Below are 21,526 nucleotides of genomic sequence, written 5' to 3'. Positions count from 1 at the left end.
GCACTATGAATTTCAACCGACTGATTGTCATACTAAGCATCTGCTTAGTAATTAAAAGCCAAGTCGTATTTGCAGATTTATATAGTGCTACTGTCGCTTACCAGAATAAAAACTACCGCTCTGCGTATAACTCATTCGAGCAATTAGCACAGTTAGGTAATGCTGATGCGATGTATAATTTGGCCGTCATGTCTTTACATGGTCAAGGGGTCACACAAAGTAAACCTCGTGCTTATGCATGGTTCATGCTTGCTGGTGAGTTTGGTTCACACGATGCGCAACAGACGGCACAGCTGGTATTACAAAGTTATAATGACCCTCATGCTATGACCGATATGTACCAAACATTACAAAAACTCTATTCTTACGATGTTATTTCTAAACTGCTCTTTCCTGCTTTGACGCCCAATTCCACCCCCTCTCTGTCTAGAACAACTTATGTTCCCCCAAAATATCCAGATGAAGCTCGGCGACTAGGACTTGAAGGTTGGGTATGGGCCGAATTTGATATTGACGACAATGGTAATGTCACAGATATATCTATTGTTGACAGTCACCCAAAGAATACCTTTACAGCCAGTATTCTGAATGCTTTAACACATTGGAAATACGATGTTACGACCCCGATATTCAATCGTTCTTTGACATACCATTTCACCACTTTCAAAGGTAAGCAATATGACAAAAGTTTGGGAGCACAGAGAAAAGAGTATCAACGAGAAATAACACAACATATTGATGCTGCAGAACAAGGAAACGGCAAAATACAATATTACATTTCTCAATGGTTAAACTCTGATAAGTATAATGCAAGCAGGCTATTAAAATATCACTGGCGAGATGATAATGCAGATGCAGCCTTATTATTAGCCGCAGCCAAGAACAATTATCCTTTAGCTCAATATAAACTCGCCACCAGCTTAATGAGCACAGAAACATCGCACCCGAATAAACTGGTTGGCCAAAATTGGCTACATAAAGCCGCAGACCACAACCTAGCGGCAGCGCAATTCAGGCTCGGACTTAGTTATTTACAAAAAACTGAAAGTTATTATGCACCAAATAAAGGCATTAAATGGCTTAAGCGTGCAGCACAACAGCAACACCTCAGAGCTCAGTTGACACTCATCAAGGAGCTGATACGCAATGACACCGCAAGTGAAACAATACATAAATGGATAAACAAAGCACGCGCTTTAGATAATGACCACCCCACTCTACTACTTTATCAAGCGCAACTAGCCCCAGTTCAACCTGCAGCTAAAGCACTCGCGTTAAAGGCCAAAAAATCGGCTCTTTCTAGAGCATGGTCTACTCATCAGATTGATTCGTTCATTGCGTCTTTGGAGTAAAGTGATGTAACACAATGTCCGTTTCTATTCCATCCACTTTATTAATGAGTATATGCTCTCCTCGCCAGTCAGTACTTAGCGAAAGTGGAACGTTAATATCATAAAGATACGTACCTAACGCTCTAACTCTCACGTTTTCTTGTCTGTCGGTGTAATAACAATACAAATACAGCTGATGACCCTGACGTAATACGTAATAAATGCCTTTCTCAAATAAGGCTGGCTGATATAAACGAAGCGAAGCACGAAGCTGATTTGGGTCGATATCTTGTGCAGTATATTTCAACAAATAGGACGTAGCATCATCCAAAAAACCTGTAAAACTCTGATTTTTAGACGCCAATGCTAACTCATCTACATCAATAGATTTAACATCCTTAGACAGCAATCGATTTGTCGTTTCATTCAATGAGTATTGCCATAACTGCCAAGTGCCCTCTGAATGTCTCGCTTGATAATTGATTGATTGCCCGTCAGCACTCCAAACCATATTCCGTGTTTTATTGTAATCTTGAATGATGGTGACAAGTTTCTTAGAAAACAAATTAATTAAGTAGGTATCACCACGATTAGAAACAATCAGTAAGTTGTTCCCTTTTGGTGAGAAAAGCAACTGTTTTGGAAATACTTGGCTTGGTAACAACGCAAGTAAGCTCGCGGTAGGCCTTTGTCTATGTTTAACCCAGATCTCAACTTGCGCACGTTGGCTTTTTATTTGCTGATCATAAGAAGCAAACGCAAACCAGTGTCCATCATGTGAAACCTCCGCTAGTATGTCTAGTTTCGCCGCGGAAGAAATCGCGATTAAATCAGAACTGTCACTTTCATTCGATGTATCTAAATGATACAAATTGACCTGAGAAATCCCTTCTGAGTGCGCTACATGGCCATGATTAAAGTCAACCGCAATATCTGTAATAACGCCATTTGGCGTATGTATTTTTTGCGATTTCCCAGCAATATCTGAAAGACTTAATGAGTCGTCACCTGTCCAATAGGTACCAGATTCTCTTCCCCATACAACAGGGCCTTTGGCATCTGCACTTAACAACCTTTTATTTAGATCACCATGAAATTCACTCTTTGATAGCAGTTGGTTTTTTCCCTGCTTAGCATGCGAGAATAGCAGCATTTGGTTGTTTGGATTTACATCATGTAGCATACCTTGGCTATCTGAGTATTCAGTCTCTTTTGTGATAATGAAGCTATTTTCAGATTCAAGATGATAACGCGTAATTTTTACATCATCATCGCGCCATTGCTGCGCATAAATTGCAGTTTCTTTTGGCCAAAATAAAGGTTTAGGCCCTTGCGCTGGATCGCATTCAAATAAAGCCGTTTCAGGACTCAAGCGCCACATTTCTATTGTACTATCAACAGAAAATACGCGGACAGTACATGAAAATGGATCATACCGATAATAAGCAAGCCACTTTCCATCTGCGGACCAAACCGGCGCTTCTTCGCTATACCCTGTACTCTTTAAGTTATGTAAAGACTGAGTTTTCATATCAATGACGGATAGATCAAACTGTTCTTGATTATTACCCACGTGACTAAATGCCAAATAACGCCCATCGGGAGAATAGCGTAAATAAACTTCTGCCCCTGGTGAGGCTGTTAGCCTAGATTGATATTTATAGTCAATAGTATGAGCGGGGGTTGTAAGCAGAGCCCCGGTAACCTTATAACCTACAGCGCCAAATAACAGCCCCCCTAAAAGCCAGTATATAGGCCTATTTTCTTGTGCTTTGATGAGTTTCGAGGCGATGTCTGGCACATCATTTACGGCAGCAATTAACTGATAACCAACCCTAGGAACTGTCTTTATAAATTGCGGCCTACTTTTATCATCACCGAGCGTTTTACGCAGTTGAACAACCAACTGACTGACTGAATTGTCACTGACGATAATATCAGGCCATAACGTTGTGATAATGGTATCACGCGACACTGTTTTACCTTCATTGTCTAACAATAGCTGTAGCAGTGCCAATTGCTTTACTTCAATCGTACGCCATTGCTCAGCCACTTTGACGCGTAACCCAACAACGTCTAATTCAACATCATTAATTAACAGTTTTTTGGGCCTATTCTGCTGCATAGTGTCCTAAGTACAATGTAAAGGTATGGTTAAAACCGTAATAAAAGAGTATGATATTTGGCATTAATAATACACTGATTATCAATAGTACAATACGCAAAAACGGGTTTATTTACCCAAAGCTGTATGGGGAAGCTAAATGGTTCATCGTCGTTATTCATTATTCTTATTAAAAATATTGCTCTTTCCTACACTTCTATTAGCAAATACACCGCAGCAAACGAGTGACAACACGCTTGAAAAAATACAAATTAGGGGATTTCATGACAGCGTTGTCAAATCTCTTAATAATAAGCGATTTAGTGATCAAATAACAGACTCTATTAGCGCCCAAGAAATAGGTAAGTTTCCAGATAAAAATGTCGCAGAAGCCTTACAACGTATTACCGGAATATCTTTATCTAGAATACAAGGTGAAGGTGAAAGAGTCGGCGTTAGGGGCACAACGCCAGAACAAAATAGAACCTACCTAAATGGTCAATACTTAGCATCTGCTGATTGGTGGATTTCATCTCAGCCAAATCGTGGCTTTAACTTTACTTTGTTACCTGCCTATATTATTGCTTCTCTCGAAGTATATAAAACCCCGCAAGCAGATCAAGACGAGGGCTCTCTAGGCGGAGCTATCAATATTAAAACGTTAGACCCTTTACTCACGGATAACCGCTTTTTGGTACTAAATACTCAGCTACAGTATAATGATTTATCAAAAGAACTTGACCCTCAACTGTCCGTAATTTTTAACTATAAAAACCCCAATGAAGATTTCGCAGCACTATTTACGGCCACTCAAAATAAAAGGCAACTTCGTCGTGATGGTTTAGAGTCATGGGGCTGGCATGAGCGAAATTACCAATTTGATAATAACCATGATTTAGTGCCAGTTAAAAAAGCCGCAAATGAAAACCTGTCAAATATTTGGACGCCAGGCGGAGGGGGCTCAGCAATATTTAAGCAAGAGCGCATTTTATCAACTGTCTCAGCCAATTTCGCATATAAGTTCAACCACCATTGGCAGTTGAACGCACACCTACTTCACTCAGAATTACAAGCCGACAACACAAATCAAAACTTTTTATGGCAACCCGCAAAAGTTTTAGATTTAGGTGGCAAGATAAAAGGGGCTGTCCTCAACAAAAAAACGCTGACTTACGGACAATATAGCCAACTAGAGAATGAAATGTTCAATACCAGCATGGAGGCCATTTGGCGTAATTCTAAAATAAGAACACAGAGCATTCATTTCGATTTATTATATTCAGGCCCTGTGTGGCAAACTCAATACCAAATAGGTTTCAGTCACGCGCAAGGCGGAACCAGCGAAGACAGCACGTCACAATTTTCTGCAAATACCCAATTTAGTGTCGATACACGACAAGAACAAAACATCATAGCCCAATATGACATTTCCCCTCTCGATGCACAGCGCTGGTTCCTAACCGAAGCAAGAAAAGATGCGCAGCATGGTGATGACAAAGCACACTTCGCACAAATTGACTCTACTTATCAACTTGAGCACCCAATTATATCGAGTATTCAAGTTGGCCTTAAGTATCGAGAACACCAACGAGATTTCCGTCGCCTACGGTCAATCAATGGCGGTTTAAATGGACTCGCAGGGCAATTAAACACCACGTTAGCAAATTACCCTGCTACTGTTGCGAATGATTTCCTACACGATATCGGCAACGAACAAACACTGAAACAATATAGCTTTGTCAATATTGCGCAATTAAACAATGACTTTGAGTCACTCGGTTTTGTACAAACCGTGGAGCGAGCCAGTCGATTTAACATCGAAGAACGAACATTGGCTGGGTATTTTAAATTAGCTTTAGACAGTGATTTTTATCGATTAAATTTAGGTGTTAGAGCCGTTTCGACTTGGCAAAATGCCGCAGCACTTAAACAGCTCCCAGTTAATTCAGTGAATACTGAACTTAAATGGGTTAACGACAAAAAATCCTATTTAGATTTGTTACCCAGTATCAACCTCAACATTGAACTGGCAGATGATGTTGTATCTCGATTTTCTTTTGCTCGGGTCATGTCGCGAGCACAATTTAACCACCTAATGCCATCAACTAACTACAATGTGACCCAAGCACAAGGCCAAGGAGGGAATCCTGATTTAGACCCTTATCGCGCCACACAATTTGACGCCAGTATTGAGTGGTACTTTCAAGAAGGTGGTCTTACTTCTGCAGCGGTTTTCAATAAAAATGTCGACTCCTTTATCGAGTTCAAAAGGGAGTTAGAGCGCCATGAAAATATTTTAATGTCAATTGACCGACCTATCAATGGTAACGGCGGAAGTGTCAGAGGAGTCGAACTAAGTTATCAACAATATATCGCTTATGGGTTTGGCATAATTACCAACTATACTTACGTCGATGGCACTCGTGTACAAAACCTCACCTCGCAAAAAGACCGAGTACCAGGCACTTCAAAACACAGTTTTAATATCACAGCCTATTATGAAGATCACTTTATCAGTACGCGCCTTGCTTATAACTTTCGGACAGAATTTGCCACCGGTGTTGGCGAAACGATAACTGATGATTATGGTCAACTCGACGGTAACGTCACACTTTCGGTAACCCCAAAAATCAAAGTCACGTTCGATTTTATTAATTTAACCAACGAAATTTTATATAGCTACGAAAGAAATATGTTTGCACCAACAGGAATTTACAGCAATGGAAGACGTTTCTATATTGGCGTTCGTTACCAACTATAAACTATCACGAATACAAATAGGGCCCAGATATACCCATGAAAATGAGGTTAAGCACGCTTTTTAGCTTGTTTATTCGCATACATAGCATTATCACTTCGCTCAACCATGTCTTCTAAAGGTACTTTATCAACGGGGTCGTAAATACTGTATCCTACACTTACACCTATAAGTTGAGTATAGGGCTTATCTTTCAACACCCCCGCATATTTTTCTATTAAACTCTTGCACCAGTGCGAAATAAACGCGTCGCTTGATGATAACAACATAACTACAAACTCATCTCCACCAACCCGTGCCTTAATATCAGCATCTCTACTTGCCCTTTTCAATAGCGTTGCTAATGCAACAATACAGTGATCACCGCTTTGGTGGCCATATTCATCATTCACTTGCTTTAAGTTATCAATATCAAGATAGACAATGGCAACATGCTGCATAAACCGGTGTGCATCTTTTAGCCTTTGTTTTGCGAGTACGTTAAATCCACGTAAATTATTTATACCGGTGAGTTCATCTTCTAACGCAAGTAACTTTATTTTTTCATAATCAACAATTTGCCGTAAATCTCCCTCTATAATTGTTTTAAATTGCGAAAGGAGCTGCACCAAAATTGGTGGGTAATCTGTCACTTTAGTATCGATAACACAAATCGAGCCAAACAGTTCACCATCTGGCCAAAACAGTGGAAAACCTAAGTATGAGCGCACAGGCCCTTCACTCACAGGCTGTACTTGACACCACATGGCATGATTAGCTGCATCACCAACATACAATGATTGCTTTGTTTCCATCATATGTCGACAAAAACTGCGCATTTCCCAGGGCCAGTTGCTATTTTGAGCTAAAAAATTATCATCATTAGAACTGGTCGCAACAACATTAAACTCATCTTCTCTGAGCTGAACAACTGTACCACTGGCCGCGTCATATAGCTCTGCAAGTGTATTAACCAGCTGCTGCCATTTTTGACAATCGAAAAAAGGATGGGGGTGTTTCACAAAACAATTATTAATATCGATCATATTATTACCTCAAGCACTCCTGTAACTATAGCTAACTTTGGCAACAAAGCAGCGTTGACCCACTCAATGATCAGATATTTTTTCTCAATAAAAAAGGCCAAACGTCCCCTGTTTGACCTATTATGCGACACCACTTTTGTATGGTTTAAAGGAGACCTTTATTCCAAGCAATTTGGCGCCATGGCTTCGTTAAAACGGCTTGAAAATTTCTGCTGTGAGACCCTAAGGTCCTTGTTACTATCACTTGTTATGACATCAGATGAACTAGATAACAACCAAGTCATGCAGCCTGCTTTCAACTTAAGCGGTTTTCGAGACATACCAATTTTTGGATAAAAATACCCCCGTCTATTTAACGCAATTAAGCCATATACTTTTTGCTGTTGGTGTAATTGGATCACCTCTTCAACACGCTGCTCACCAAACCACGTTAACGCCCTGAGCTCATTAACGAGCTCAGGTGTAGCACTTTTATCTGTTGAGTTAGTCGCCACACAACCACCTAGTAAACAAATCCAGATAAGATGCTTGTAATTCAACATCTTAAAACCTCCATGCAATAAACCGTCTGAAGGCAATAAGCATTAAAATGATCCCTGAGAAGAACAAAGTACCACTACTACCACCTGAATCAGATACAGGCTCCGCAGGTGTAACTGGCACTGTGGGTGTTGGTTCTGGCGTTGGCTCAACAACAGCTTCCGTAACATCAACAGTAACCGTACCTATTCCTTTTCCACCATTATTATCGTCGACTTCATAGCTAAATTGTTCTTGCCCTGTAAAGTCAGCACTCGCTTGGTAAATGAGCACCGCCCCGCTAATAGTTACAGTGCCTGTCCCGCTATAATCAACCATGCTTATTTTCAGTTCACTACTGTCTATGTCTGTATCATTGTTTAACACGTTCAATTCTACGGTTTCACCTTGGACAACCGTACCACTATCAGCCGTTGCCACTGGCGCATCATTAATGGCCGTGACGGTTACTTGAGCACTAAAATCAACCAAAGCACCTAACTCATCAGCGACAGTAATAGGAATCGTTAATGCGCCGTTATAGTTAGTGGAGGGTGTTACTTTTAAACCGTCTAACGTGTAATTATCACCTTGTTGTGCGGTCAATGTGAAGCTCGTACTGTCGATGTCCACAATATTAAAATGCGTTAAACTTAACGTTAACGATGCATCTTCATTAACCGCTATATCTTGTTGACCTGTAATTGTGGGGGCGTCATTCACAGCGACTACGCTAACCTTGGTTAAAAAGTTAACACTGGAATTATTACCATCGCTGACACTCACGGGAACCGTTAATTCACCAAAGAAATTGGACGTAGGTGTAATTGCCTCACCATTAACTGTATAGTTTGTGCCTGTCGAAACTGTAACGGTTAATGTCGAATCGGGTTGTTGATTAATGACCGTAAACATCGCTGGCGTCAACAATAGACTTGCGTCTTCGTTCATGCTCAATGTGTCTTGTGCAGTAATAGAAATAATACTGCCCAGTTGAAACTCTTGAGATAATGCATAAAAGATCCCTGTACTACATTTCACCATTACCCTGGCTTTATTATCGGCACTGCCTGCTAAACTAACCGTTTCAGAACCATCATTCGGTGTATTTTCTAGTAACATTTGCTCAAATGATGTGTCGCCTGATGACTGCATAATGTTAACATTTGCACACGAAACGGGCGTCTGATCTGTATTGGCAACATTCCATTGCACATTGACTGAATTACTTCCCTCTAACATAGTTGAAGAGGTAGGAGATGTTATTGCAAATGGACCCGCAGACGTTGTGGAGGTAACGGTCATTGCGTCATAATTTACCCCGCCCTCTCCATCTCGAACGACTAACCGAAAATTCATAGTTCGATTTGTTGTTGGATACGCTTCGCCTTTCGTAGTCGTCCCATTCATCACATCTTCAAGCTTTGGAAAATAACGTGTCGCGCCACTACTAGGTAAATAAGGCCTAAACAATGGTCCTTCACCATTATCAATGAGTTGGGATGCCCCTAAAGTTGTGGCCCCCAAATCCATTTGCTCCCATGCATAACTTAATGTATTTGCAGTGTTTTGATCTGTGGCAGAACCCGATAGCATAAATGGCGTATTGATTGGAATAGTGTAATCTAACTTTGCGTCTGAAATGGGCGCATTATTACCAATTCCCACAGGTGTACCACAGGTAGATCCTGATCCCGTCGTTAAATGCGTATTCATTTCATCAATACTGTGTGAATGAAACATGGCAATGGAATTTTGAGCCAAGTTATCGTCACCACAAATACCAGCATAGCTCATTATGGTTATGCCACTGCCTGGCTCATACGCCGCAGAACCCACTCGCGTATTGCAAGAGCCGCTTGAACCATTATAGGTATGATTAGCGCCAAACTGATGCCCAATTTCGTGGGCTACATAATCAACATCGTATGCATCACCTTGAGGCGTAGAAATCCCCGTCATACCCCATGCTTTTGCACCTTCCGAACACACAACCCCTAAACCAGCTAGACCGGCCCCCGCTGTGGCCATAAGATGGCCTACATCATAATTCGCCGTACCAATTATGCTATCTATTTGAGTTTGAACAACGCCTAAAGTGTCGTCTGCATTGCCATTATCATACGGGTCATTAGCTTCAAAAATAAGGGCATCATTGTTCGCAATCAGCTCTAATTTAACAGCAAGGTCGGTTTTAAACACCTGATTCACTCTATTTATGGTCGTCACAATGCCATTCATTGCCCCCACTTTGCCACCAAAAAAAGCAGTATATTCATCACTGGTTGTTACCGCTAAACGATACGTCACAAAATCTACGTTGCCACCATTACCAATCAAGGGTCCACGCGACTGTGTGTTTTTAAGTGTTAATACGTCCAGTTCAGGCGTGAGCACCTCATCGCTCCACGCCTGCTGTCTAGCTGTTTTTTTATAAAGCTTTAAAATACCGCTGTCCGCAGGATCTAAATATAGACGCTCCCCATTAATGTAATAAACGCCATGCACGCCATTTGGCCCGATATCAAATCGACCTTTATTACTTGAATTACCTACTTCGTAACCTGCAAAACTGCGAATGGATGGAAACTTTTCTTGCAGCGCCTGCGCCATTATTGAGTCATGTGAGATAGAAAACTGTACAAATTTGCCGCTTAACGTTGGCAAACTAATGCGTATTGAGCTGTCATTGAGTGCCACAGCCATCAAATCTTTCTGTGCCTTTTGAATATCAGCTGAGAAATATCGCTCGCTCGGATTGACAGTACCTTTTTGCATGGCAGTTTTTGATAAACTGCCGTCTATGGCTTGCCATGACCAGTTACTTTGCTCATTGGATAAAGCGGTAGACATACTACCGCCTATTATTAGACTGTACACAACTATGTTCATCATTGATTCCAACATTTTATTTAACTTAATCAGTATAGAAGCCTGTAAGTGAATTGCCTGAGCTTTTTAAAAAAACATAAAAAGTATATATAGAACAATTTGATAGGTTCACAACACTGTATTACCTCCTCCCTAACACTCAACACAACACCAACCTAAATACTCAATTAAAATAAATTAATTCATACTTTTATATATTATAATACGCAATTAAATCGCTCATTAATTGCTATTTAACTTAAATAAATCAAAGATTTTATAGTGACTTCAAAGTTAAAACTGCACTTAATTACCCTAACTATGACCTGCTGCCTTTTTCCATTGGCAAATGCACAACAGTTACTGAACAATGGTGCCTTTGAAAAAACATCCCAACACTGGAGTAGCTCGGTATTCACCAACAATGTATCGATCTCTAAACTTGAAAAGTTTGGTAATATCGCCGAATTACCGCCACATTCTTCATTGGCGCAAACCATCGAGACAAAACAGCTATCTCATGAGCTGTATTGGTTAAGGTTTGATGCTAAGTTGCATGATCTGGATATTCAAGAACAACATCTTCAAATTGGCTTCCATGTCAATGATGAATATGTCTTGCTATCCACTCTTTCTTTACAAGAAACAAACTTTTTTTCCCAATTTCATACCCAAATAACAGTATCTGAACCACTCAAAAGCTTACTTGCAACGCATGAACAAGCTTCACTTTCAATAAAAAACATTTCAAATAACGCCATGGTATTTATCGACAACATCTCTCTTTCAGGAATGCAAACTGATAGCGATGCAGACGGTATTCCCGACACTTGGGAAAATGCCAATGCGACTAACACATACAGTAATGATGATAAATACTCTGACCTAGATGGAGATGGCTACTCAAACTATGCTGAGTACGTCGGCCAATCAAACCCAAGCTTGTTTAGTAGCACACCATCTACATCAACAAATGCCGAAACTTCAACCTCATGTGATAACGCTAGTATTGGCATTTTAAAATATGAAATTGCCTTATCTGAACTGCAATTTTGCGATGGTGCATCGTGGCAGGTAGCCGCAGCACCTGCTGGTGATAAGGGCGACAAAGGTGATAAAGGCGATAAAGGTGATGTAGGTGCCGTTGGTATCAAAGGAGACAAAGGAGATACCGGTAATGTCGGTGCTAAAGGCGATAAAGGAATTCAAGGAGTCGCAGGAACATCATCATGGCAAGACCTCACAAATAGCGTTGTCACTCACGTTAACGTAGGCATAGGCACGCTTACCCCTTCAGCTCAATTAGACGTGGTTGGTAACGTGATAGCTGCCACTCCAACCCAAGCAAACCACTTAGCAACAAAAGCTTACCATGACGCTGAACAATTTAAACAAGATCAAAAATATCAACAGTTACTTGCGCGTATCGCATTGCTAGAATCTAAAGTAGGCATTCTAGAAGACAAAGTTAGTGGCATTGGTAAAAATTGCTTAGATATCAAAAATAAATTTACTGATGCCCAATCAGATTTATATGAAATAGACCCAGACGGCGCACATTTAGGGGTTGAACCATTTAAAGTATGGTGTGATATGGAACATCAAGGGGGTGGCTGGACCTTGTTTGCCAACCATAAAGATAACATCGAAAATATCGTTGCAGGAGATATTATATCTCCAAATTCATATGCGGTGATGCAGTCACAACGTTGGCAGGCACTGAGAAAAACCGTCACAGGCGGCATGATGTTCATTGATGAACATCAAAATATTACGGCAGTTACACAAACGAAGATGATCAATGCAAATTGTCGAAATATTCATTCGGAAGATGACTTAGCCAATTTATCAACTGAAGGGGAATATGGCTTAATTTGACTTCATGAAGATGCCAATTGCAATGCTTCATGGGATTATGCGGGTGTCATTTTAGGCGATAAAGACTCGACTCGCATTAATTCTTACACGTATCAAGGCGCGTCAGTATTTCAAGCCCCCAACTCAAGTACAAAGTTTGATGTTTGGCCAAATGGCACGGATGAAAGCTCTCGGCACCACCAAAATGAGCTACTTTATTACGTAAAATAAGGTCATTATTCTGACGATTCAAGGCCGTTTTCCAATTTCTTATTGGCATTGTCCATTTTTTCGATGCTTGCTCAATCGCTAAGTAAATAACTTTCCTCGCTGAATCATCATGTGGAAATTGCTTACGTTTCTTGATGGCTTTACGAATAACACTGTTGAGTGATTCTATCGTATTGGTGGTGTAAATGGCCTTACGGATATCCTCAGGATAGTTGAGTAACGTACTGAAATTTCGCCAGTTATTATGTCATGAGCGTGATATATCGGGATATTTACTATCCCAACGTTGCTCAAACTGCTCGAGTGACATCAAGGCTTCATCTTCTGTTATGGATTGATATATTCGCTTTAAATCAACCGTGATCGCTTTGTCGTCTTTCCACGGGACGAATTTGAGTGAATTACGTACCATATGCACAATACAGAGTTGAATTTGGGTGTCAGGGGAAACGGCATTAATTGCATCAGGAAAACCTTTGAGACCATCAACACAGGCAATGAGAGACCCTGTAACTCATTTAAAAAGGCCATAAACTATGGCCTTTTATTACACTAAAGTACACATTATTAAATCGATACCGGAAATTGAAAGTGCTGATGTGCCTGTTCTTTCATACCTAAATATTCACATGTTTTAATCATCATTTCTAACATCGGCGCGGGGGCAGCGCTACTAATTGAATTGGTCAGTATCGAAAAACGTTTGCCTCTTAATTGCCTTAATGACGCTTTAAGTGCATCATCATCCATAAACTCTGTAATTCGGTCAAAAAATGCCTTCATTCTCGGGGTAACGGCATACCAATATACTGGAGATGAAAATACCACATGGTCGTATTGTAACACTTGTAAAAATATACGGCGAAAATCATCCTCTTTATGCCTATGGTCATAACTATAATCATGAATAACCAAGTCATCTAAATACACCGAATCAGCCCCTTCATGTTGTGACACATAGTTTTCACTTACTGTCGCAGTATTACCATGTCTATTTGCGCTTGAATATATCACGATTGTTTTCATTACAGTCCTTATTTGCTATATGTTTAGTAGCATGTTAAAACCTTAAGTAGACTTGAGGTAAAGCATTTTATTCAGGAGTTTTATGGGCACTCAGCAACTACAAGAAGCCAATTTACCCGTCGGCTATGTCGCAAAACGCAGTGATGTGAAAGTATCAACGCTGCATTTCTATGAAACAAAGGGGTTAATACGTAGCTGGCGCAACAATGGCAATCAAAGACGCTACAAACCTGATGTTCTCAGACGTATCGCAGTCATAAAAGCAGCACAGAGAATGGGCGTTACTCTCGAAGAGATCAAAGAAACGCTCAATACTCTACCTGATAGCCGAACCCCCAATAAACATGACTGGGAAAAGCTGTCAAAACAATGGCAAGTACAACTCGATGAAAAAATTGCCTATATGCAGAGGTTGAGAGACAGAGTTGATGGATGCATTGGCTGTGGTTGTTTGTCTATGAGTAGTTGTCCGCTATATAATCCAGAAGATATTCTAGGAGAATCAAATAGTGGGGCCGTATTGCTCGAACATGACTAAATACATACGCTCACCTATGTTTTATGCACTGTAAAATCGTCCTCAAACAAAGGTTGTATTTCTTCGTTACGCTGAGAGAGTGACATGCGATGACATGTAATCCTTGGTACCATACGTACATTACAATTAAGAACGGATCCATAATGAAAAAAACGACTCTCGGCTTAGCATTGGTTGTTACGTTAGGTTTAACTGCATGCAACTCTGCCAACCAAACAACCCACACCAAAAACGAATCGACAACCTCAGTTAACCAAAGTTTCGAACAATTCGCAGCATCGCTTATAGATTCATACTGGCAGCACTATCCGGAAGCCTCAAGTTATGCTGGCTATGGCAAGTATGATGATATTATTTCAATTCCCAACGCACAAACTAGGGCAAGCAATAATACATTTAATGAAGCGCAGCTTGACGCTTTACAGCAGTTCGATATAAACACACTGAGTGCGAATCAACAAACAGATTACTACCTAATTAAAAACCGCTTACAGAAAAGCCTTTGGCACAACCAAACATTTAAAAGTTGGCAATGGAATCCATCAAACTATAACGTGTCTGGTGGCTTTGCATTGTTACTTAACAACCGTTTTAAAAGCACTGACGAAAAATTAAACCTTGTTCTTAATCGTTTGAAGTTTGTGCCTGACTATTATCAAGCAGCACAAAACAATATTGAAAACCCAACTCTTGAATATACTCAACTCGCAATACAACAAAACCAAGGCGCTTTCAGTGTATTAGATGATTCACTGCTAGAAATGTTAAGCAGTTCTAATTTATCCAGTGCCGATAAAGCGCTATTCAAGGGCCGTTTTGCCGACGCTAAAGCCGCCATTCATGGTTATATAGACTATCTAATCAAGTTAGAGAAGGAACTAGTTGCCACGGACTCCGCACGTTCATTTAGAATTGGTGAATCACTCTATGAACAAAAATTTGCGTTCGATATACAGTCTGGCTACACGGCCAAACAAATGTACCAAAAAGCCCTTGCTGACAAAGGCAGAGTGACTTCTGAAATGATCTGCATTACCAACAAGTTATGGCCTAAGTATTTTCCTGCAACACCGCAACCAGAGAACGATATTCAAGCCATCTCAAAATTAATTAAACACTTATCAGCTAAACACGTCGACAAGCACAAATTTGTTGATGAGATTTCGACTCAAATCCCTGCACTTGAAGCCTTTGTGAAAGAAAAAGACTTAATCACACTTGATGCTGATAAACCGCTCGTTGTCCGTAAAACACCTGAATATATGCGTGGTTACGCGATGGCCTCGATTAGCTCTCCAGGCCCATACGAAAGCAAAGGCAACACCTTCTATAATGTCGAGCCGCTTGGCGACATGGACGATGAAAAAGCAAGCTCTTACCTTCGTGAGTACAATCATTGGATTTTACAAATTTTAAATATTCACGAGGCAATCCCTGGTCACTACACTCAGTTAGTGTACGCGAACAAATCTCCTTCATTAATTAAAAGTCTATTTAGTAATGGTGCCATGATAGAGGGTTGGGCCGTATACACTGAACGTATGATGCTTGAAGAAGGTTACGGCAACTTTGAGCCTGAAATGTGGCTTATGTATTACAAGTGGAATTTACGTGTGATCTGTAACACCATTTTGGATTACGCTATTCATGTCGAAGGACTTAGTAAAGAGGCCGGACTAGACTTGCTGATGAATGGGGCATTTCAAGAACAAGCAGAAGCGCAAGGTAAATGGCGCAGAGCAACCCTTAGCCAAGTACAATTAACCAGCTACTACAGCGGATACCGAGAAATTTACGATTTGCGTGAGGCACAAAAAGTTAAATTGGGGAATAGCTTCGACTTGAAAATATTCCATGAAACATTTTTAAGCTTTGGCAGTGCACCCGTTAAGTACATAACGAAATTGATGCAATAACGAGATAATAAGCAGCAGAATGAGCCTAGTTCACTCTGTTGCTTACAATAGGCCCATAGTAACTATATGTGTTTGCCCTCACAAACACCTTTCTAATTACCCATAGGTGAACAATGAAATATCTTCTACCACCCCTTATGGTATTACTATCTTTTTATAGTACCGCTGATGAAAAACACGTACCAATCTCAGTAGAAACGATTGTAAAAACAACGCAAAGCTGGAACGGTAATACACTCCCAGCTTACCCAAAAGGTCAACCAGAAATTACTATTTTGAAAATAGCTATCGCCCCAGGCGTCACATTGCCTTGGCATCAACACCCCGTTATTAATGCAGGCGTGTTACTCAAAGGTGAGTTGCTAGTTACAACCAAAAAAGGGAAAAAGCTCAAAATGACTGCCGGTGATCCTATTACTGAAGTAATAGACACATGGCACTACGGGGTAAATACCGGTACTGACACTGCTGAAATTATGGTTTTTTATGCTGGTATTGAAAACCAGCCTATCACGATTAAGCAATAACGTTCATTAACTATGCTTTACTCTTTTACATACAGTAAAGCATCCATTGCTGCACATTTTTCTATTAATCAATTTAAGCATAGTCAGTTCAGACACCAGTCAGTTTCGATCACTATAATCCCCGCTCTTTTATTTTTCTATTATGCTTAATTGAAGCTAATATTGAGCGATGCACACAATGAATACATTTTTTTCTTTTTTGAAAAGTCGTAATTGGATGCTGTGGGCACTGATCTTAGGTGTTGCTACAGGCCTTATTTTTGGTGAACGCGTTGCATTTTTACAACCCATAGGTAATGGCTTCGTTAAGCTGATGCAGATCACTATATTCCCGTATATTGTCGTAAGCCTGATAGTCGGACTAGGAAAGTTTAGTCCTGAGCAAGTCAAAAGTATTTTACTCAAAGCTGCAACCGTAATGATAAGCTTATGGTGCATTGGTCTCGCTGCTATTTGGTGCTTTGCATTAACACTACCTCAACATGACGCTGGGACATTTTTTTCGCCAGCCCTTATTAGCCCTGCGGCCTCCATCGATTTTGCTGAACATTATATCCCCGCCAATCCATTCGCCTCTTTAGCACAAGGTAACGTACCTGCCATCGTCATTTTCTGTATCGCTTTAGGCAGTTCATTAATAGCAAATAAACGTAAAACAACGGTACTTGACTTTCTTGAAGTCATTGGACAGGGACTAACGGTAATCTCAAAAAAGATCATTGCGATTTTCCCTGTTGGTATTTTTGCGATGACCGCCAGTACGGCTGGTACGCTCAGTGGTGAACAATTAAATAATCTGCAAGTATATTGGGTCTTGGTATTATGCCTTGGACTGTATTTAATGCTTGTACTCATGCCGATGATAGTGGCTGCTTTTACACCAATAAAATACCGGGACCTTATTCTAGTAATGCGTAATGCGTGGATAACGGCTTTCAGTACCGGAAACGTCTTTATTGTATTGCCGGTTATCACAGAAGGGATAAAAGAGCACCTGCGAAAAACCAATCAAGCTGATGAGCAAGCTGATCACATTGCCGAGGTACTTGTGCCTATTGCTTACACATTCCCTAGCCTCGGTAAACTCACCACATTGATGTTCGTCATGTTCGCAGCATGGTTAACGGGGAGTCCAGTCGGTATTTCTGATATTCCTAATGTTACCCTGTCGGCCATGCTGAGTTACTTTGCAAATGTGCATATCGCAATCCCGTTTTTACTTGATAGCTTGAAAATTCCAGCCGATAGCTATCAGTTGTACTTATCTATGTCGGTACTCAGTGCCAAAGTAGTATCACCTACCACGGTCATTTATATATTTTCTTTTGTATTTTTAAGTATTTTCTATTGCCGAAAACAACTGCATTTAAAACGATTACGCTCGGTATATTACCTTGCACTATTGAGCGTGTGCCTACCCATATTCATGTTCGCCAGCTACACACTAAATACTCATTTAGCAGGCAACAGTAAAGCTGCTGATGACATCATTGCAAATATGGTGATTGCAGAAACAGTCCCTGCACATGTATTAAACCACGTACCCAAAGCATATCATTCCGGAGAATTGTCGCTCACCAACATTGATATTATTCAAAAGCGAAACTTAATTAGGATTGGTTATTTAGTTGATAATGTCCCTTTTAGCTACTTTAACCAAAAAAATGAACTCGTTGGCTTTGATATTAGTTTGGCCCATCGGCTTGCTGATGATTTACAAGTCGAAGTTGAGTTTATCCCCTTTAAAAAACACCAATTAAGTGAATACCTTAACAAAGGCTATTTTGATATTGCTATGTCTGGGTTAGAAATAAATGTGGTCGATTTAACCAAGGTTCGATTTAGTGATCATGTTCTAAAATTGCAATTAGCATTACTCGCCAAAGATCACCAATTACAACGCTTTACACATAAAAGCGATATAACAAATCTCTCTAGCGTACAGTTTGCTCATGTAGAATATGGCCCTATTTTAAATAAGGTAACAAAGCAATACCCCAATATACACTTTTCTGAACTGAACAATTTAAAGCAATATTTTACGGACTCTAATAATTTTGACGCACTGGTGATCAGTGCTGAAGCAGGGTTCGCATGGAGTATGTTTTACCCTGAATTTGGTGTAATTGTCCCCCAAGAAGGTTCCATCAAGTACCCTGTTGGGTTTGCTATCGCTAAACGCAATCTGGATCTGCTGAGCTATATTAATTCATGGCTCGATATTCAAAAAGCCAATGGTAAAGTACATGACGCCTATAACTATTGGATTTTAGGTTTAGGAGGTCAAAAGAAAGACACCCGCTGGTCACTCATTGACACGTACACTCGCCAACCCACTCAATAACCAATAGCACATGAGCCCAAGTAAGGCAGTTTGACACAGCAGTACACAAAGCAACTTAACGTTAAATTGCCACTTTTTAGACTTATGGTGAAACACATCTTGAGCAACGTACATACTAAAGTGCGCCCCTAAAGACGATACAAGGAGTAAACTGAGTTCGCTGAGCCTTTTCTCTTGCCTGCAGGCTCGGCGTTTATCTAGCCAAAACAACACCACAAAAATACCATTGGCTACCAACACAACTACTGCAATATACTTTCCTATAGCAGGTCGCTCGACACCGAGTAAAATAAGCATCAAACCATTAAAAAAAAGTATGGAGTGACCGATAGCGCGTGCAAAACTGTTCAATTATTCTCCTTAATTTCTATACCCATACGCATTGACGAAACGCTCTGGCTTAGTTCTCGCTACATCAATCTTATCTCAATTGATTTAAGAGCAAACAAATATGGCAATTCTAGCAGGTTATTTTTCTTTTGATACGGCTCATGCTGACAAAAAATGCATAATAAACAAGTTAATACGATATTTTGAATCATATCCGAGTAGTGATGTGAATCGCTTTACTTGCAATCGCGGTGTCATACTCCAATACGACTTTGACGCTTACAAACAGCCTGCGTGGTTGCACAATGATTTGCAAGTTGCAACGCTTATCGGCCACCCACTTATTACCAGTGACCGCAGCAACGACCTTGCAACGCTTGCGGGTAATTTTGAGAAGTTAACAGAAACGCTGCTTAGCAGTGATGGTATTTTCAATTACGCCCAATACAACACCGAACACGAAAAGTTGGTGCTAGCAACCGACCCCCTCGCTATCCGCCCATTTTATTATATGCATATTGGTACTGGCCTATTGTTTTCGACACAACTTAACTTATTTAAAGGATTAGGGGTGACATTAACACGTAATTACGCAGCACTATGTGAATTAGCCACGCTTGGGTACACGTTACTTGATCATACCCCGTATAACGAAGTTCGCAGAGCTACACCCGCTGAGTTGTTAGTGTTCGATAAAAGTGGGTACACATGTGAGAATTACCTCGACTGGCTGGCATTAGCCAAACAAAAATTAGATTTAGGTGATGCTGTTACAGAGTTGGATCAAGCCTTTAAATCTGTCGTCGCTAAAGCAAGTAAAACAGACTCAACTGTACTCAGCACCCTATCAAATGGACTTGATAGCAGAGTGCTAAATACGCAACTTTCGCGAATAAGTAAAAAAATCAAAGCCGTTCATCTCACTCGAAAACCCGCCCAAATAAAAAAGCAGTTATTTGAATTTACTCAGGAAAATGACATTATATTGACTGCCGTAAACCCAGAATATCACCAATTAAATTCTCTAGAAGCAATTTTAGGTGATTTAAACGATAGTCACCCTAAATTTCTCAGAGGTGTATCTAGGCCAACCCTCGCCTGGGTCGGTCATGGTGGCAACAGCTCACTTGGCTTAACCAACTACACCGATGAAGTATACCAAGCAGCTAAATCGAGTGATTTACTGTGTCTGGTACACAAATTCTTAGAACAACAACAAGGTTATCTTCCTAAGTCGGTTATTAATCATGCAGATGAACTTCAACGAGCGCTCATCTATAACCTCTGCCAGGCCATTGGTCAGTACCAATCTCTAGGGTTAGATAAGGCGGTGCAGCTGTTTCTCTTGCTGAACGAGCAACATCACCATTTAGAAACCATTTTTGAGAACGTAGACCAATATCGAGTCGAGTATTTTTGCCCTTTCTATTCACATAAAATCATTCAAAGTGCTTTAGCATTGCCAGTTGAGAAAGTACGTAACCACGCTTTTTATCATACATGGGTAAACTATGCTTACCCGCAAGTCTGTCGATTCCCGTGGACCGCATATCAAGAGCATGAGTATGCAGAAGTTGCCACTACGCCCAAAGACACACAACACCTTCCAAGACTTAACTTTAGGGGGATCATAGGACATTGGTTATCAGTACTCAAAAATGACAACCAACCATTCATTAAGAAAAAGCAGTTGACGGCTTTATGTCTGCTGCACATATTGCGAATTAAAGATGCTTCTTCCCATTTGAGCGCCGTGATGCATTTCACTCGATGGTGATCAAACATCCATGCCCTATGCCAGTAATAACATACCGCTCTATTGCTGGCTCATCTTAATCAATTGCTCAATATCCATCGCTGCACATGTGTTTTGGGGTAGAATTATCCGTTGCAATTGCGTAAAGAACTCAGAGGAAACAAAAGGCTTTACGGCCGCAAGAAATGTGCGACTAGAGGTAGCGTTTCCTTTATTGACGCTATCTTGAAAAGCTTGCCATATGGTAAAGCCGGATACTGTAGGGTTTAACTTATTGGCCTCATTATGAATTGCCTGATTAATTAACCTCAGGTTTGGATAAGGGTTTTGGCATAAAAATGTTTTGAAAGCAAACTTACGTACAAGCCAATGATGATATTTTGTTCAATATCA

At 40.4% G+C, this 21,526-nt stretch carries 14 protein-coding genes and 1 pseudogene; 8 read left to right on the top strand and 7 right to left on the bottom strand.

The window, feature by feature from the left end; genetic code table 11:
• Positions 1 to 5: 5 nt before the first annotated feature.
• Positions 6 to 1,352, top strand: coding sequence for a TonB family protein (locus PAUR_RS22455; protein WP_192509942.1), 1,347 nt, complete (start codon positions 6 to 8; stop codon positions 1,350 to 1,352).
• Here the strand turns inward: PAUR_RS22455 and PAUR_RS22450 are convergent.
• Positions 1,333 to 3,456 (bottom strand): winged helix-turn-helix domain-containing protein, encoded by a 2,124-nt coding sequence (locus tag PAUR_RS22450; RefSeq protein WP_192509941.1) that lies wholly within the window; start codon positions 3,454 to 3,456, stop codon positions 1,333 to 1,335. The genes PAUR_RS22455 and PAUR_RS22450 overlap by 20 nt on opposite strands.
• A gap of 139 nt (positions 3,457 to 3,595) precedes the next feature.
• Here PAUR_RS22450 and PAUR_RS22445 point away from each other — a divergent pair, with 139 nt between their 5' ends.
• Positions 3,596 to 6,196: a TonB-dependent receptor gene (locus PAUR_RS22445; protein ID WP_192509940.1), complete on the top strand. Its 2,601-nt coding sequence runs from the start codon at positions 3,596 to 3,598 to the stop codon at positions 6,194 to 6,196.
• Positions 6,197 to 6,243: 47 nt separating this feature from the next.
• On the opposite strand, the gene PAUR_RS22440 is transcribed toward PAUR_RS22445, so the two are convergent.
• The 3 genes from PAUR_RS22440 to PAUR_RS22430 form a co-directional block, all read right to left on the bottom strand.
• Positions 6,244 to 7,218 (bottom strand): sensor domain-containing diguanylate cyclase, encoded by a 975-nt coding sequence (locus PAUR_RS22440; protein ID WP_192509939.1) that lies wholly within the window; start codon positions 7,216 to 7,218, stop codon positions 6,244 to 6,246.
• Between the two features lie 158 nt (positions 7,219 to 7,376).
• On the bottom strand, positions 7,377 to 7,760 hold the full coding sequence (locus tag PAUR_RS22435) for a hypothetical protein (protein WP_192509938.1): 384 nt from the start codon (positions 7,758 to 7,760) through the stop codon (positions 7,377 to 7,379).
• A 1-nt stretch (position 7,761) separates the two neighbouring features.
• The gene (locus PAUR_RS22430) at positions 7,762 to 10,590 is read right to left on the bottom strand and encodes a reprolysin-like metallopeptidase (RefSeq protein ID WP_192509937.1); all 2,829 of its coding nucleotides are present in this window, start codon (positions 10,588 to 10,590) and stop codon (positions 7,762 to 7,764) included.
• Between the two features lie 300 nt (positions 10,591 to 10,890).
• On the opposite strand from PAUR_RS22430, the gene PAUR_RS22425 reads away from it, so the two are divergent.
• A complete protein-coding gene (locus PAUR_RS22425) occupies positions 10,891 to 12,486 on the top strand; it encodes a fibrinogen-like YCDxxxxGGGW domain-containing protein (protein ID WP_192509936.1) in 1,596 nt (531 codons plus the stop codon).
• Between the two features lie 223 nt (positions 12,487 to 12,709).
• Here the strand turns inward: PAUR_RS22425 and PAUR_RS22420 are convergent.
• Together PAUR_RS22420 and PAUR_RS22415 are read right to left on the bottom strand one after the other, a co-directional pair.
• Positions 12,710 to 13,198 (bottom strand): annotated as a pseudogene (locus PAUR_RS22420) (IS256 family transposase); the annotation flags it as partial.
• Positions 13,199 to 13,263: 65 nt separating this feature from the next.
• A complete protein-coding gene (locus PAUR_RS22415) occupies positions 13,264 to 13,722 on the bottom strand; it encodes a flavodoxin family protein (RefSeq protein WP_192509935.1) in 459 nt (152 codons plus the stop codon).
• An 82-nt stretch (positions 13,723 to 13,804) separates the two neighbouring features.
• Between PAUR_RS22415 and soxR the strand changes: the two genes are divergently transcribed.
• From soxR to PAUR_RS22395, 4 genes are all read left to right on the top strand, one after another.
• Positions 13,805 to 14,260, top strand: coding sequence for a redox-sensitive transcriptional activator SoxR (gene soxR, locus PAUR_RS22410; RefSeq protein WP_192509934.1), 456 nt, complete (start codon positions 13,805 to 13,807; stop codon positions 14,258 to 14,260).
• Between the two features lie 143 nt (positions 14,261 to 14,403).
• Positions 14,404 to 16,176, top strand: coding sequence for a DUF885 domain-containing protein (locus tag PAUR_RS22405; RefSeq protein WP_192509933.1), 1,773 nt, complete (start codon positions 14,404 to 14,406; stop codon positions 16,174 to 16,176).
• A gap of 113 nt (positions 16,177 to 16,289) precedes the next feature.
• Positions 16,290 to 16,703, top strand: a complete 414-nt coding sequence (locus PAUR_RS22400; RefSeq protein ID WP_192509932.1) for a cupin domain-containing protein — start codon at positions 16,290 to 16,292, stop codon at positions 16,701 to 16,703.
• 178 nt (positions 16,704 to 16,881) lie between these two features.
• Positions 16,882 to 19,047: a cation:dicarboxylate symporter family transporter gene (locus PAUR_RS22395; protein ID WP_225738553.1), complete on the top strand. Its 2,166-nt coding sequence runs from the start codon at positions 16,882 to 16,884 to the stop codon at positions 19,045 to 19,047.
• Here the strand turns inward: PAUR_RS22395 and PAUR_RS22390 are convergent.
• Positions 19,009 to 19,398, bottom strand: a complete 390-nt coding sequence (locus tag PAUR_RS22390; RefSeq protein WP_192509931.1) for a DUF1294 domain-containing protein — start codon at positions 19,396 to 19,398, stop codon at positions 19,009 to 19,011. The genes PAUR_RS22395 and PAUR_RS22390 overlap by 39 nt on opposite strands.
• 100 nt (positions 19,399 to 19,498) lie before the next feature.
• Here PAUR_RS22390 and PAUR_RS22385 point away from each other — a divergent pair, with 100 nt between their 5' ends.
• The gene (locus tag PAUR_RS22385) at positions 19,499 to 21,154 is read left to right on the top strand and encodes an asparagine synthetase B family protein (protein WP_192509930.1); all 1,656 of its coding nucleotides are present in this window, start codon (positions 19,499 to 19,501) and stop codon (positions 21,152 to 21,154) included.
• Positions 21,155 to 21,526: the final 372 nt, after the last annotated feature.

The organism is Pseudoalteromonas aurantia 208 (genome assembly GCF_014858725.1).
Lineage (GTDB): Bacteria > Pseudomonadota > Gammaproteobacteria > Enterobacterales > Alteromonadaceae > Pseudoalteromonas > Pseudoalteromonas aurantia.
The sequence above is the reverse complement of the archived record's forward strand: the minus strand, read 5'-3'. Positions and strand labels throughout refer to the sequence as shown.